The following is a 13,189-nucleotide window of genomic DNA, read 5'->3' as shown; positions in this document are numbered from 1 at the left end:
CGCAAACAGAAACCGGCCAGCCCATAACGCGCTCGCCGGAATATCAGAAATTAGGACTTAATGGCCTGTCAAAGCTATGACGCCAATTACAAGGCGCCGATTATCTTGCAAAAGACGCGCCTTGTGCTACCTGACTTGGCAAATCATTTACCAAACGGACAAAAAAAATTTCTTAATGCCAAAAACCGCACAGTCACAACCTTTTACCCGCAGTGCAGCGCGGCGCCTTGGGTTCGCTCGCGGCATGGCCCTATAATCGACGCACTTTGTTTGTGGAGTTCGTTATGCCGAATTTACATCTGGCCGATCTCACCGCCGAGATCGAAGCCAACGTACGCCGTGCGCTTGCCGAAGACATTGGAAGCGGCGACATCACTGCGCGGTTGATTCCGGCAGAACGCCTGGCCAAAGCCACGATCATCACCCGCGATGCCGCCGTGATCAGTGGCACCGCGTGGGTGGACGCCGTGTTCCGTCAACTGGATCCTCGTGTTGCCGTGCACTGGCAAGTGGGCGATCGCGAACGCGTCAGCCCCAATCAAGTGCTGTTTCACCTCGAAGGCCCGGCCCGCTCTCTGCTCAGTGGCGAGCGCAGTGCGTTGAACTTCCTGCAGATGCTGTCGGGTGTCGCGACCCACGCCCGCCAGCTGGCCGACCATGTGGCCGAGACACAGGTCAAACTGCTCGACACCCGCAAAACCCTGCCGGGTTTACGCCTGGCGCAAAAATACGCCGTGACCTGCGGCGGCTGTCATAACCATCGTATCGGTCTGTACGACGCGTTCCTGATCAAAGAAAACCACATCGCTGCCTGCGGTGGCATCAGTCAGGCCATCGACGCCGCGCACAAAATCGCGCCCGGCAAACCGGTGGAGATCGAGGTCGAGAGCCTGGGCGAACTCAGAGAAGCGCTGGCCGCGGGCGCTGACATCATCATGCTCGACGAGTTGAGCCTGGATGACATGCGCGAGGCCGTGCGCCTGAACGCGGGCAAAGCCAAGCTTGAAGCCAGCGGCGGGATCAATGAAAGCACGTTGCTGCCCATTGCCCAAACGGGTGTGGACTACATTTCGATTGGCGCCATGACCAAGGATGTCAAAGCGGTCGACCTGTCGATGCGTTTGAGTTTGTAAGGCGCCAGCGGCTGTGGCGTATCAGGTCAAAGCGAAAGGCTGATGCGCCAGCTCATGCTCCAGCAACCACTGCTTGGCCGCGAGCCCGCCGGCGAAACCCGTCAATTTGCCGTTACTGCCGATCACACGGTGACACGGGATGATAATCGGAATCGGGTTGCGGCCATTGGCTGCGCCCACCGCCCGCGAGGCGGTGGGACGCTGGATCTGCTGCGATAAGCGGCCGTAACTGGTGGTCATGGCAAAAGGGATGGTGGTGAGCGCCTGCCACACCATCTGCTGAAACGGCGTACCTTGCGGCGTGAGCGGCAAATCAAAGGTATGGCGTTCGCCTGCAAAATACGCCTCCAACTGTCGACGCACTTCCGCCAGCTTTTGCGGCGAATGCAGCCAGCCTTGCTCCGGAGAATGCGCCCGGCGCTCAGAGGCGAAGCGCACTTCTCGCAGGCCTTCATCGTCAGCCACTAAAAACAGCGGACCAATGGGCGACGGCATTTGCGCGTAGTAAATCAGCGTCATGGTTGAACCCTCCGGGCCGCAGCCGAATCGGTGGCTGCGCGCCATAAATACATCACTGAATAAGCTCGCCATGGGCGCCAGCTTTCGGCCTGCAATTGCAGGGCTCGTGTACTCAATGGAGCGCCGTCAGGGTTAGCCTGACGGCGCAGAATCAGATCAGCTGCAGGAAACGCATCCGGGTGTTTGAGCACGCGCATGGCAATGTAATGCGCCGTCCATTCGCCAATGCCCGGCAGTTGCACCCACTGACTGATGAAAGTTTCCAGCGGCTGCTCAACGACAAACGTCACACGCCCCTCCACTAGCGCGCGGGCAATCCCCCGGATCGTATTAATACGCGCCTGTGTGATGCCCATTTGGTCCAGGTTGGCGTCGGCCAGTTGCTCTGGGGCGGGAAACAGGCGATTGAGCCCCGTTGCGCCCTGCATTTCAATCGGCGTTCCAAACCGTTGCACGATGCGAGTGGCCAAAGTGCGCGCGGCTGCCACGCTCACTTGCTGCCCCAACACTGCCCGCACGGCCACTTCGAAGCCGTCCCAGCCGCCAGGCAAGCGCAGGCCCGGATAGCGCTCGATCAGCGGAGCGAGTTGCGGGCTGGCGCCGAGGGTTTGAGCAATTGCCTGAGGGTCAGCATCCAGATCAAACATTCGCCGAATGCGTGTCACCACGTTGAGCAAGTGAGCGGGTGCGACGTTGTACAACTCAAGGCGCAAGGCATGTTGCCCTGCCGGCGCGGCGCTGACCCGCAGCCAGCCAGGCGATTGCGGTGGGCCAAATACCCGCTGATAACGCTGGGCGTCCACATACTCGATACCGGGCACCGCGCGATTGAACAGGAAACCCAGCACAGCTTTGAAGTCGTACGGCGGCCGATAGCCAAGACGCAACACCATGGGCGCGTCAGCCTGAATGGCAGGGCTGCGCCTGAACGCACGAGGCTCGGCATGGTTGGCCTCGGCAAACGCTGAATTGAAACGCCGCACGCTGCCAAATCCCGAGGCCAGGGCGACGTCAGTGATCGACAATGCCGTTTCGGTCAGCAGTTGTTTGGCAAACAACAGCCGTTGGGTAGCATGCACCGCAACGGGCGGCGCCCCCAGGTATTTCACGAACAAGCGCCGCAGCTGCCGCGCCCCCACACTCAGGCGCTCGGCTAACGCCTCCAGCGAGTGTTCGGCTAAAAAACCTTCGTTGATCAGCGTCAGGGCACGCGTCACCAAATGTTCGCCGTGCAACCACAACAGATTGCCCGGCGCCAGCTCGGGACGGCAGCGCAAACAAGGGCGAAAACCTTGAGCCTGGGCAGCAGCGGCGCTGGCGTAATACACAACGTTCTCGGCTTTGGGGGCACGAGCCGGGCACACGGGACGGCAGTAGATACGCGTGGTAAGCACGGCCGTAAAAAACACGCCGTCAAACCGCGCATCGCGACTCAACCGAGCGATTTCGCAGGCTGCGGTGGAAGGAGTAAGCGAGGTGTCGGGCGAGTCGTGTGTGTTCATGGCCCGCACAATAGCACCGGCCTTTTGGTGAATCTCGCCATTTTCGGACGTCAATGTTGACCGCCGATCAGGTCGCCCCTGGCGGCCATCACGGGCAAACGTGCCCCCATAAAAAACGCCCTGCTAAAACAGGGCGTTTTATTAAATGGTGCCGGAGACAGGAATCGAACCTGCGACCTTCGCGTTACGAGTGCGCTGCTCTACCGACTGAGCTACACCGGCGATGGCAGCAAAACTATCACTGCCAATGAAAACGGGCAATTCGTGGCTATTTGCAGGCACCGCTGGTCAAACACGTGCCGCTTTGGGTCCAGACCAGCGCATTGCCAGCACCACTCAAGGCCGGAACCATGACGCTGGTCCAGCCGCCAGCCGCCTGGGTGCCGGTCATGGTGATCACACCATCTATTACGGTCATACCGGCGGCAAGGTTGTCTGTCGCATCTGCGGGGCCGGGAATGCCATGGGTACCCGCATCACACTGGGCCAGATCATTGGTTTCACTGAAGCACAACGCAACGGCAGTTTTGTAGCTGTTGCCGAGCGTGTTCACTTCAGCAAAGCGCGCTTTCATGGTGTGGTCGTTATAAGCAGGCAATGCGAAAGACGCGATCAGACCGATGATCGCTACCACGATCATCAGCTCAATCAAGGTAATGCCCTTTTGTTGTTTCATGTGCGGCCTCCAAAACATTAAGACGCGGCCCGGCGATCGAATGCGCTGTCAGCGCCGGGCCGCCAAAAAAAGTGCGCACAGGCTACCAAGGATCGTTGTCAGAAGCTTCTGAACAACAGCGTTTGACACCTTTGGACATGCACTGGCTCAAGTCGCGCCTCTGGCGCTGTCTAGTCTTTGACACGCACGGCGCAACTGAACGCGCCTATGCTCAAGGACGAAATCATGGCCGACACGTATAGATATCGATGGGAAGGCAAGGATGCCAACGGCGCCACTCACACCGGGGAACTCAATGCCAAAGGGCACGCCGAGCTTCGCGCCCAACTGCGGCGCCAAGGGATCAGTGTGCGCACCATTAGGCGACAACGTACCTCGCGCAGTCGCTCCGGCAGGTCGGTCAGTGCGTCAGACATCACCCTGTTCAGTCGCCAACTGGCGACGTTGATCCAGTCGGGCGTCCCTCTTTTGCAAGCGTTGGAGGTGATTGGCAAAGGGTTCGAGCAGTTCGCCATGCGCCAGCTGATCATCGAATTGACACAGGACATCGCTGCCGGAAACAGCCTCACCGCGGCGCTGCGTAAAAAACCGAATCACTTCGACACACTGTTCTGCAATCTGGTGGAGGCCGGGGAGCAAGCAGGTGCGCTGGATGTGATGCTGCAACGTATCGCGACCTACAAAGAAAAGTCCGAAGTCTTAAAAAAGAAAATCAAAAAAGCCATGACATACCCCATCGCCGTATTGCTGGTGGCAGTGCTGGTCAGCGGCATTCTGTTGATAAAAGTGGTGCCGCAGTTTCAGGGTGTGTTTGCTTCGTTCAACGCGCAACTGCCCGTGTTTACGTTGTGGGTCATTGGCTTGTCAGAGGCATTGCAACGCCACGGGCTTTGGCTTTTACTGGGCACCGCATGCGCTGCGGCCATCATCCATCATCGCTACAGCACCTCAGCCACCCTGCGCCATCGCCTGGACGCCCTGCTGCTGAAAGTCCCTGTCACCGGGCAGTTGTTACAACTGTCAGCGATTGCACGTTTTGCCCGCACCCTTTCCACCACCCTGGCGGCCGGTGTGCCACTGCTCGAAGCGCTGGATTCAGTCGCAGGCGCGACCGGCAACAGCGTGCTGAAAGAAGCCGTGCTACGGCTCAAGCAACACGTCGCCACGGGCACGCAGATCCATGTTGCCATGGCTAGCAGTGGCGTATTCCCGGGCATGGCGATTCAGATGACAGCCATTGGCGAAGAGTCAGGCACATTGGACAGCATGCTCAATCACGTAGCCACCTATTATGAGAGCGAGGTCGACAACCTCGTCGATAACCTGACAACGCTGATGGAGCCCGCAATCATGGTAGTACTGGGGATTGTGGTAGGCGGTCTGGTCATTGCCATGTATTTACCGATTTTCAAACTGGGCCAAGTGATTTGAGCATGATCGATTTTTTGAGCGTCCACCCCGCTGCGTTTATCGGGTGCGCCTTGTTGTTGGGCCTGTTGGTCGGCAGTTTCCTGAACGTACTGGTCTGGCGCTTGCCAAAAATGCTGGAACAGGACTGGCAGGCTCAGGCACGTGAAGTGCTAGAGCTTCCCGCCGCGAACAGTAAAACGACGTACAACCTGTGGCTGCCCGCCTCTCATTGCCCAGAATGCCAACACCGCTTGCGTCCCTGGGAGAACATCCCGCTGCTCAGTTATGCACTCCTGCGCGGCAAGTGCTCGCAGTGCAAAACCGCCATCAGCCCTCGCTACCCCCTGACCGAACTGGCTTGCGGCCTCGTGTCCGGCTTTGTGGCCTGGCATTTTGGCTTAAGCCCCCAGGCTGGCTGGGTGCTGTTGCTGAGCTGGGGCCTGATTGCCATTTGCCTGATCGACGCCCGCCATCAAATCGTGCCCGATGTGCTGGTATTGCCGTTGCTGTGGCTGGGCCTGCTGCTCAACAGCTTCGAGCTGTTCACCAGCCTGTCGCAGGCCGTTTGGGGGGCAGCCTTGGGTTACCTGAGCCTATGGTCGGTGTTCTGGTTGTTCAAATTAATCACCGGCAAGGACGGCATGGGTCACGGAGATTTCAAGCTATTGGCACTGTTTGGAGCCTGGGGTGGCGTATCGGTGTTGCCGTTAACGATCCTGCTGTCATCGCTGGGCGGGGCTCTGGTAGGTGTGAGTTTGCTGCTGATGCGCCGCGCTCATCGCGCAACGGCCATCCCGTTTGCCCCCTATCTGGCCATCGCCGGGTGGATTGCATTGCTCTGGGGTGGTCAAATGACCGCTTTCTATTGGCAACTTGCGACCTGAAATGAATACCGCATCTTCCAAACCCTGGATTCTGGGCCTGACCGGCGGTATCGGCAGCGGCAAAAGCGCGGCAGCCGATCACTTTGCTGCGCTGGGCATTCATGTCGTGGATGCCGACCATGCCGCGCGCTGGGTGGTCGAACCGGGCCGCCCGGCGCTGGATAAAATCGCAGAGCACTTTGGTGCCGACGTGTTGCAAGCCGACGGGCATCTTGATCGCGGCGCCTTGCGCAAATTGATCTTTGCCGACCCACAGCAGCGGCTGTGGCTGGAGGCTTTGCTTCACCCGTTGATCCGCGATGAGATCGCTCAGAACCTGGCTCAGGCGACATCACCCTATGCGATCTTGGTATCGCCATTACTGGTCGAATCCGGGCAGTACGCGACCACCCAGCGCGTGCTGGTCATTGATGCTCCCCAAGCACTGCAAATTCAGCGAACCTTGTTGCGCGACAACACCAGCGAAGAGCAAGTCCGGGCCATTCTCAAGGCACAGGCCAGCCGTGAAGAACGCCTGCGCCATGCCCATGATGTCCTGGTCAACGACAACGATTTGAAGGCGTTACAGACTGAAGTCGAGCGCTTGCATCACTACTATTTAACTTTGCGTGGAGGCCAATCATGACCAAACCAATGACCGTAGACTGCCCGACGTGCGGCACTGCCGTGGAATGGACCGCTGCCAGTGCGTTCCGGCCTTTCTGCTCGGACCGTTGCAAACTCATCGACCTGGGCGCATGGGCCAGTGAAGAACACAAAATTCCGGTCAGCCCGGATGCAGAAGAGGATATGTTTTCAGAAGAGCTGGCGCCGCGTATTCATTGATTCATCCCCCCGCGTAGCCGCTGCGCCAGGCTGCGAGCTGTTCAATCGACACGCTCGCGGCCTCGCGGCAACACGTTAATTTTTGGGTTCGTCATCCTTCCACGGTGCCGCGAGGTAGCGAGTGCGGTTGAAGGTTTCCAGCCACTCCGGGCAAAACACCACCAGCGCCGTCACCAGCATCCCGTTGATAAAGGCCTCGGGGAAGATGATCAGCCATAGGTAACCGATAAAATCCTCCAGCCATTGCGGCATGACAAACAGGCCATCCAGCCATAGCACGCCTAGCCCCGCCAGCAGACACAGCAAGGCCGCCAGTGCTGCTGCGAAAAAACCTGAGCAAAAAATGTACACAAACGGATTGCGCGGTTGCGCACGCTCGACCAGGTGCGCGCAGGCCTCGGTGACGGCAATCGGCAATAGAATCAACAGCACGCCATTGACGCCCATGGCGGCCAAATCCTGTCGCCCCAGGAGCACCAACCCCACTTGTGCCATGAGCGCACCGATAATGGCAAGCGGCCAATCCAGTAGCAAAGTGACGACTGTCAGGCCGATGAAGTGATATGAAACGCCGGTGTCAAAGTCGCGGCGAACCAGCCACAGTAAAAATAGCGCGAACACCGTACCAAACAGCAAATGCTGGCGCCGCGTGTCGGCAAACAATTCGACCCACGGCGCCCGCAGGACTGCCCAAAGCACGACAGGCACGTAAAGCAACCAGCCCATCACCATCGTTGGCGTGGATAAAACCTCGGCCGCAATCATGCGTGCACCCCCCACTTAACCTTGCTCAAGCACACCGCTCCACCCTCCCTGCCAGATGCCCGTGTTTGTCATGCGGCTCAGTCTACACCCGCACTTCCAGTCACACCTGTTTCGAGGCTAAGCTGCGCCTATGGACGACTCTGATTATTTACGCCTGTTAACCATTCAGGCTGAGCAAGCCAATGCCTTTTTGTCCAATGCCCGCAAGTGGGAGCGTGAGCGTTGGGTTTGCCAGCGCCTGCTGCAAGGCTTGAACATCAGCTACCACACGCAGGATTTCACACAGCCCGATCAAGAACCGCCTGACGTGCTGTTTCGCGATGCGCGGTTTGAGGTTTTTTTTGTGCTCGACGAAGGACGACGCCTCAGTGATGAATGGCGCGACGAGTTGCAGCGGCGGCGCAATGCCTACTCCCTGAGCCAGCTCGTGCGCCGTGAAGCTCGCCCTAAACGCATTCCGGCCAGCAAACTGCTGCAACGGCTGGGGCCGACACTGCATAAAAAAGCCACCAATTACCGTGAGCGCGACATTGATCTGGGGCAGTTGGACATCATTGCGTTTTCCAGCCTCAAGCGCGAAGTACTGGATCTCAATAGCCACTTTCCGCCGCCTACCGAGTACCTGCGTATGGGCTGGCGCTCACTGTCGCTGGTAGGCCCGACGTTTGCCAGGGTGTTGTTTGCACAGCCGCACGCTCCGGACTTTCTGCGCAGCAATTTGGGACGCAGCATTATTTTCGATGTCGGGATCAGCCTGTGAGTCCTTTGCAGGCGTTGATTGCTGAAGTACCGCAAACCGGGCGCGTACGCTGGATTGGCGTGCGCCCGCAATCTCGCGCCGACCTGGTGGTACTCGATGCAGTGGAAGCGCGTCGCGAAGCCGGACTGACCGGCGATCATGCCCGGCCCGGTGCGCGCAATGCGCGGCAAGTTACCTTGATTCAGTGGGAACACTTGGCGGTGATCAACGCCTTGCTGGGGCGCCCCGCCGAAAACCCCGTTTTACCTCAGGATTTGCGGCGCAATATCGTGGTCAGCGGGATCAATCTGTTCAGCCTCAAAGGCCGACGCTTCCGCATCGGGCGCGCGATCTTCGAGACCACCGGTTGGTGCCAGCCGTGTGCACGGCTAGAGCTGCGGCTCGGTGCTGGCACATTCCAGGCGGTACGCGGTCATGGGGGCATTACCGCAAGGGTTATAGAAAGCGGGATCATTCGTCTAGACGACGAACTGCGGGTCGAGCCTTTGGGCCCCAACGGCTATGCTTCATTTCATCCCGGTTAACGCTCTGCTGTAGCTTTTACACATTCCGCAACGTCTATCTGACGAGGCAAACTCTATGTCCAGTCGCCTGAAACCAGATGACCAACAGCGTGTCGAAGAGTACCTGCAACTGCCACAACACCAGGTTGAGCGCCGGCCCTTCAGGCCGTGGATGCTCCTTGGGGTGGTGCTGATTGTGGTGATCGGTCTGGGCTTTTTGAGCCGCCTCCTGAGTTACCTGGCGCTATGAGCTGCATTGCGCTCGCCCACGGGACTCAGGCACAGAATTTTTTTTCAAGCCTTGTGAGTGATACCTATGTCCCATCGTATTGTGATTGTCGGCGGCGGCGCCGGCGGCCTGGAGTTGGCGACCCGCCTGGGCAAAACCCTGGGTAAACGCGGTAAAGCCAGCGTGACGCTGGTCGATGCCAACCTGACCCATATCTGGAAACCGCTGCTGCATGAAGTAGCGGCCGGTTCGTTGAACTCCTCCGAAGACGAACTCAACTACGTCGCCCAAGCCAAATGGAACCACTTCGAGTTCCAGCTAGGCCGTATGAGTGGTCTGGACCGTGAGCTGAAAAAGATCTCATTGTCGGCAACCCTCGACGAAAAAGGCGAAGAACTGGTGCCTGCCCGCGAGCTTAGCTATGACACCCTGGTGATCGCAGTCGGCAGCACCACCAACGACTTCGGCACTAAAGGCGCAGCCGAGCATTGCCTGTTTTTGGACACGCGCAAACAAGCCGAAAAATTCCACCAGCAATTGCTGAACCATTACCTGCGTGCGCACGCCGGGCAAACAGACACCATTGAAAACATCAGCGTGGCCATCGTGGGTGCGGGGGCAACGGGTGTTGAGTTGGCGGCCGAGCTGCACAATGCGGCCCATGAGCTGGCGGCGTATGGTCTGGACCGTATCAAGCCGGAAAACATGCACATCACTGTGATCGAGGCAGGGCCACGCGTACTGCCGGCGCTGCCCGAGCGCATCGGCGGGCCTGTGCATAAAACCCTGGAAAAACTGGGCGTTACTGTCCTGACTAATTCGGCCGTGAGCGAAGTGACCGCTGATAGCCTGATCACCAAAGAAGGCCAGGTGATTCCTGCAAGCTTGAAGGTGTGGGCCGCGGGCATTCGTGCACCAGGCTTCTTGCAGGACATTGCGGGGCTGGAGACAAACCGTATCAATCAACTGGTCGTGCGCCCAACCCTGCAAACCACCCGCGATGACAATATCTTTGCTTTCGGTGACTGCGCAGCCTGCCCGCAACCGGGCACTGACCGGATGGTGCCGCCTCGCGCGCAAGCGGCTCATCAACAGGCATCGCTGCTGGCCAAATCGCTAAAAATGCGCCTTGAAGGCAAATCTGACCTGCCCGATTACCACTACCGCGATTACGGTTCGCTGATCTCGCTGTCGAGTTTCTCGGCTGTGGGTAACTTGATGGGCAGCCTGATGGGCACAGTCATGCTGGAGGGCTGGCTGGCGCGGATGTTCTATATCTCGTTGTACCGTATGCACCAAATGGCGCTCTACGGCACGTTCCGAACGTTGATGCTGATACTGGGCAGTCGGATCGGACGCGGCACTGAACCGCGTCTGAAACTGCACTAATCCGGCTTTAAATTTGTGTGCAATAACCGCAGGCTGCGCGGGTAAGACTCGCAGCCTGCGGCAGTTCGGACAAATCAGCGTCCTGCGTGATTCCCCGCTTCAGCTTCACGGCCTTTGAAACCGTGTGGCGCATGCTCGTCAAAGAACTTGATGTCCCGCTCAAAGTCCGCCAACAGCAATTTAGCCATGTCGATCGACAGCCCCTGACGCACCAGAATCCGTTGTACAACGACGTTTTCAACGTTGGCCGGAAGGCTGTACGCCGGTACAAGCCAGCCCCTCACCCGCAAACGGTCTGCCAGATCGTAAAGCGAGAAATGGGTTTCAACGCCGGGTTTTAATCGCCAGGTCAGCGCCGGGATGCCCAATTGAGGGTCGCCGTTATAGAGCATTTCAAACGGCCCGATTTTCACCAGTTCACGGGCCAAAAATTGCGCCGTTTCGTAACACGCCGAGTGAATGCGTTCATACCCTTCACGGCCCAGGCGTAAAAAGTTGTAGTACTGGGCGATGATCTGCCCGGCCGGGCGGGAAAAATTAAGGGCGAAAGTCGGCATATCGCCCCCAAGATAATTCACGTGGAATATCAGCCCTTCCGGAAGATCCTGCACATCCCGCCACACGACCCACCCCGCCCCCAAGGGCGCGAGCCCGAACTTGTGCCCGGAAGTGCTGATGGATTTCACCCGCGACAAACGAAAATCCCACTCAATATCCGGCGCGCAAAACGGCGCAAGCATGGCGCCACTGGCGCCGTCTACATGAAGGGCAACGTTCAGGCCCTTGCGCTTTTCCAGATCGTCCAGCGCATCGGACAACGGCTTCACGGTTTCATACAGGCCGGTAAAGGTTTGACCAAAGGTCGGCACCACAACAATGGTGTTTTCATCGACGCGCTCGAGCATGTCCTCTGGCGTCATGAACCATTGCCCGTCCGACATGGGCACCTCGCGGATTTCAACATCCCAGTAACGCGCAAATTTGTGCCAGCACACTTGCACCGGCCCGCAGACCATATTCGGTGTCGTGGCCTGTTTGCCCGCTGCTTTGCGAGCGGCCCGCCAACGCCACAATGCTGCCAGCCCGCCCAACATGCAGGCCTCGCTGGAACCGACTGTCGACGTACCGATGGTGGTTGCAGCCGACGGCGAATGCCACAGATCCGCCAGCATGTGAATGCAGCGGCTTTCGAGTTCGGCGGATTGAGGGTATTCGTCCTTGTCGATCATGTTCTTGTCGATAGACAGGTCCATGAGCTTGTGCACTTCATCCTCTTCCCAGGTCTGGCAGAACGTCGCGAGGTTTTGGCGGGCGTTGCCGTCCAGATACAGCTCGTCGTGCACAAGCTGATAAACCTCACGCGCAGCCTGCTCGGCGTCGGGAAAACGTTTGGTAGCCGCGGCATGAGCCAATGCCGAAGAACCAAAGACAGGATCAGTGCCGGTATGACGTTTGATGCGGTGCAGCGCCATGGGAGCTCTCCTTGAATAATGGACCTTGGCTGGCCGACCTCCTCTTCACTGGCTCAGCGTTGGGCTAAGAGCATAGACAAGCATTTTGACTTTGCCCTGCCTGCGGGCATGTCCGGAAATTCCGTCCTATAGTTCCCGGCGACTCAACGTACGCACGGAGCGAGCGCAATGAAAACACAACCTCTCACGGTTGACGGATCAGTGACCCACGCACTGCACGAAGCCCATCAACGTTTTGCCAGCAATCACCACGGAAAAAACGCCAGTTACATTCCGTACCTGGCGTCTGTCCCTGCCAATCTGTTCGGCATCAGCATCATGTTTTGTGACGGCACCCATGCCGAGGTCGGCGACACCGATTACGCCTTTGCCATCGAGTCGATTTCAAAGGTGTTTACCCTCGCCCATGTACTGGATGACATCGGGCCGCAATCCTTGCGCAGCAAAATTGGCTGCGATCCGACCGGCGAACCTTTCAACTCTGTTGTGGCACTAGAGCTGCACAAAGGACGACCGCTCAATCCCTTCGTCAACGCCGGGGCCATGGCAACGGTCAGCCTGCTCAAGGCCGAGAATTCGACCCAGCGCTGGACGCAAATTCACTCCACGTACAACGCTTTTGCCGGACGCGATCTGGTCGTCAATGAAGAGGTGTACGCCTCTGAAGCCTCGACCAATCAGCACAATCGCGGCATTGCCTGGCTGCTTCAAAGCTACGGCTATATGTATGCCGACCCGATGGAGGTGTGCGATGTGTATACCCGCCAGTGCTCGGTTGCGATCACCTGCCATGACTTGGTCACGATGGGAGCAACACTGGCCAATGGCGGGGTCAACCCCGTGACGTACAAGCAGGTGATCGCTGCCAAAACCGTGGCGCCCATTCTGGCTGAAATGACCATGAATGGCCTCTATGACACGACGGGCGACTGGTATTACAAGGTGGGGCTACCTGGCAAAAGCGGGGTTGGCGGCGGGATTCTCGCGGTGGTTCCGGGGGTCTGCGCGATTGCAGCATTTGCCCCGCCGCTGGATGTTGCGGGCAACAGCGTTCGTGGCCAACTGGCTGCTGAACACCTTAGCCGCACGCTCAATTTGAGCCTGCTGCACTGACGCGCAAGA

At 58.4% G+C, this 13,189-nt stretch carries 15 protein-coding genes and 1 tRNA gene; 10 read left to right on the top strand and 6 right to left on the bottom strand.

Annotation, left to right across the window (positions count from 1 at the left end; genetic code table 11):
- Positions 1–284: 284 nt before the first annotated feature.
- Positions 285–1,133 carry a carboxylating nicotinate-nucleotide diphosphorylase gene (gene nadC, locus HBN68_RS11025; protein ID WP_094994994.1) on the top strand — a complete coding sequence of 283 codons (849 nt, stop codon included), beginning with the start codon at positions 285–287 and terminating at the stop codon, positions 1,131–1,133.
- Between the two features lie 21 nt (positions 1,134–1,154).
- On the opposite strand, the gene HBN68_RS11020 is transcribed toward nadC, so the two are convergent.
- The 4 genes from HBN68_RS11020 to HBN68_RS11005 all read right to left on the bottom strand — a co-directional run bounded on the left by HBN68_RS11020 (position 1,155) and on the right by HBN68_RS11005 (position 3,830).
- Complete coding sequence (locus HBN68_RS11020; protein ID WP_275941101.1) at positions 1,155–1,652, bottom strand: methylated-DNA--[protein]-cysteine S-methyltransferase; 498 nt, start codon at positions 1,650–1,652, stop codon at positions 1,155–1,157.
- Positions 1,649–3,154 carry a DNA-3-methyladenine glycosylase 2 gene (locus HBN68_RS11015; RefSeq protein WP_169964063.1) on the bottom strand — a complete coding sequence of 502 codons (1,506 nt, stop codon included), beginning with the start codon at positions 3,152–3,154 and terminating at the stop codon, positions 1,649–1,651. Before HBN68_RS11015 ends, HBN68_RS11020 begins: the two co-directional genes overlap by 4 nt.
- Before the next feature lie 146 nt (positions 3,155–3,300).
- Positions 3,301–3,376: transfer RNA gene (locus HBN68_RS11010), tRNA-Thr, on the bottom strand.
- Between the two features lie 46 nt (positions 3,377–3,422).
- Positions 3,423–3,830, bottom strand: a complete 408-nt coding sequence (locus HBN68_RS11005; protein WP_094994991.1) for a prepilin-type N-terminal cleavage/methylation domain-containing protein — start codon at positions 3,828–3,830, stop codon at positions 3,423–3,425.
- A gap of 225 nt (positions 3,831–4,055) precedes the next feature.
- On the opposite strand from HBN68_RS11005, the gene HBN68_RS11000 reads away from it, so the two are divergent.
- Genes HBN68_RS11000 through yacG form a run of 4 tightly spaced genes read left to right on the top strand, consistent with a single transcriptional unit; the run spans position 4,056 to position 6,949 of the window.
- Positions 4,056–5,261 (top strand): type II secretion system F family protein, encoded by a 1,206-nt coding sequence (locus HBN68_RS11000; RefSeq protein ID WP_169964098.1) that lies wholly within the window; start codon positions 4,056–4,058, stop codon positions 5,259–5,261.
- Between the two features lie 2 nt (positions 5,262–5,263).
- Complete coding sequence (locus tag HBN68_RS10995) at positions 5,264–6,124, top strand: A24 family peptidase (protein WP_275941100.1); 861 nt, start codon at positions 5,264–5,266, stop codon at positions 6,122–6,124.
- Between the two features lies 1 nt (position 6,125).
- Positions 6,126–6,749: a dephospho-CoA kinase gene (coaE, locus tag HBN68_RS10990; RefSeq protein ID WP_094994989.1), complete on the top strand. Its 624-nt coding sequence runs from the start codon at positions 6,126–6,128 to the stop codon at positions 6,747–6,749.
- Positions 6,746–6,949 carry a DNA gyrase inhibitor YacG gene (gene yacG, locus HBN68_RS10985; protein WP_094994988.1) on the top strand — a complete coding sequence of 68 codons (204 nt, stop codon included), beginning with the start codon at positions 6,746–6,748 and terminating at the stop codon, positions 6,947–6,949. The genes coaE and yacG overlap by 4 nt, the downstream gene beginning before the upstream one ends.
- Positions 6,950–7,024: 75 nt before the next feature.
- Here the strand turns inward: yacG and HBN68_RS10980 are convergent, their stop codons facing one another.
- Positions 7,025–7,714: an energy-coupling factor ABC transporter permease gene (locus HBN68_RS10980; RefSeq protein WP_169964059.1), complete on the bottom strand. Its 690-nt coding sequence runs from the start codon at positions 7,712–7,714 to the stop codon at positions 7,025–7,027.
- Between the two features lie 130 nt (positions 7,715–7,844).
- Here HBN68_RS10980 and HBN68_RS10975 point away from each other — a divergent pair, with 130 nt between their 5' ends.
- The 4 genes from HBN68_RS10975 to HBN68_RS10960 all read left to right on the top strand — a co-directional run bounded on the left by HBN68_RS10975 (position 7,845) and on the right by HBN68_RS10960 (position 10,595).
- The gene (locus tag HBN68_RS10975; RefSeq protein ID WP_094994986.1) at positions 7,845–8,474 is read left to right on the top strand and encodes a DUF1780 domain-containing protein; all 630 of its coding nucleotides are present in this window, start codon (positions 7,845–7,847) and stop codon (positions 8,472–8,474) included.
- The gene (locus HBN68_RS10970) at positions 8,471–8,998 is read left to right on the top strand and encodes an MOSC domain-containing protein (RefSeq protein ID WP_169964057.1); all 528 of its coding nucleotides are present in this window, start codon (positions 8,471–8,473) and stop codon (positions 8,996–8,998) included. Before HBN68_RS10975 ends, HBN68_RS10970 begins: the two co-directional genes overlap by 4 nt.
- A gap of 55 nt (positions 8,999–9,053) precedes the next feature.
- Positions 9,054–9,227, top strand: coding sequence for a DUF3094 family protein (locus tag HBN68_RS10965; protein ID WP_047273641.1), 174 nt, complete (start codon positions 9,054–9,056; stop codon positions 9,225–9,227).
- Between the two features lie 66 nt (positions 9,228–9,293).
- Complete coding sequence (locus HBN68_RS10960; protein WP_169964055.1) at positions 9,294–10,595, top strand: NAD(P)/FAD-dependent oxidoreductase; 1,302 nt, start codon at positions 9,294–9,296, stop codon at positions 10,593–10,595.
- Between the two features lie 74 nt (positions 10,596–10,669).
- Here HBN68_RS10960 and HBN68_RS10955 read toward each other — a convergent pair whose 3' ends face one another.
- A complete protein-coding gene (locus HBN68_RS10955) occupies positions 10,670–12,067 on the bottom strand; it encodes a glutamate decarboxylase (RefSeq protein ID WP_169964053.1) in 1,398 nt (465 codons plus the stop codon).
- 168 nt (positions 12,068–12,235) lie between these two features.
- On the opposite strand from HBN68_RS10955, the gene glsA reads away from it, so the two are divergent.
- The gene (gene glsA / locus HBN68_RS10950) at positions 12,236–13,180 is read left to right on the top strand and encodes a glutaminase A (RefSeq protein ID WP_094994981.1); all 945 of its coding nucleotides are present in this window, start codon (positions 12,236–12,238) and stop codon (positions 13,178–13,180) included.
- The last annotated feature ends 9 nt before the right edge of the window (positions 13,181–13,189 follow it).

Source organism: Pseudomonas sp. WS 5078 (genome assembly GCF_012985745.1).
GTDB classification, from domain to species: domain Bacteria; phylum Pseudomonadota; class Gammaproteobacteria; order Pseudomonadales; family Pseudomonadaceae; genus Aquipseudomonas; species Aquipseudomonas lundensis_A.
The sequence above is the reverse complement of the archived record's forward strand: the minus strand, read 5'-3'. Positions and strand labels throughout refer to the sequence as shown.

Coding starts and splice junctions, on each gene's coding strand:
- glsA (WP_094994981.1), top strand. CDS start 12,236: ATGAAAACACAACCTCTCACGGTTGACGGATCAGTGACCCACGCACTG.
- HBN68_RS10965 (WP_047273641.1), top strand. CDS start 9,054: ATGTCCAGTCGCCTGAAACCAGATGACCAACAGCGTGTCGAAGAGTAC.
- HBN68_RS10960 (WP_169964055.1), top strand. CDS start 9,294: ATGTCCCATCGTATTGTGATTGTCGGCGGCGGCGCCGGCGGCCTGGAG.
- HBN68_RS10955 (WP_169964053.1), bottom strand. CDS start 12,067: ATGGCGCTGCACCGCATCAAACGTCATACCGGCACTGATCCTGTCTTT.
- HBN68_RS10975 (WP_094994986.1), top strand. CDS start 7,845: ATGGACGACTCTGATTATTTACGCCTGTTAACCATTCAGGCTGAGCAA.
- HBN68_RS11015 (WP_169964063.1), bottom strand. CDS start 3,154: ATGAACACACACGACTCGCCCGACACCTCGCTTACTCCTTCCACCGCA.
- yacG (WP_094994988.1), top strand. CDS start 6,746: ATGACCAAACCAATGACCGTAGACTGCCCGACGTGCGGCACTGCCGTG.
- nadC (WP_094994994.1), top strand. CDS start 285: ATGCCGAATTTACATCTGGCCGATCTCACCGCCGAGATCGAAGCCAAC.
- coaE (WP_094994989.1), top strand. CDS start 6,126: ATGAATACCGCATCTTCCAAACCCTGGATTCTGGGCCTGACCGGCGGT.
- HBN68_RS10995 (WP_275941100.1), top strand. CDS start 5,264: ATGATCGATTTTTTGAGCGTCCACCCCGCTGCGTTTATCGGGTGCGCC.
- HBN68_RS11005 (WP_094994991.1), bottom strand. CDS start 3,830: ATGAAACAACAAAAGGGCATTACCTTGATTGAGCTGATGATCGTGGTA.
- HBN68_RS10980 (WP_169964059.1), bottom strand. CDS start 7,714: ATGATTGCGGCCGAGGTTTTATCCACGCCAACGATGGTGATGGGCTGG.
- HBN68_RS11020 (WP_275941101.1), bottom strand. CDS start 1,652: ATGACGCTGATTTACTACGCGCAAATGCCGTCGCCCATTGGTCCGCTG.
- HBN68_RS11000 (WP_169964098.1), top strand. CDS start 4,056: ATGGCCGACACGTATAGATATCGATGGGAAGGCAAGGATGCCAACGGC.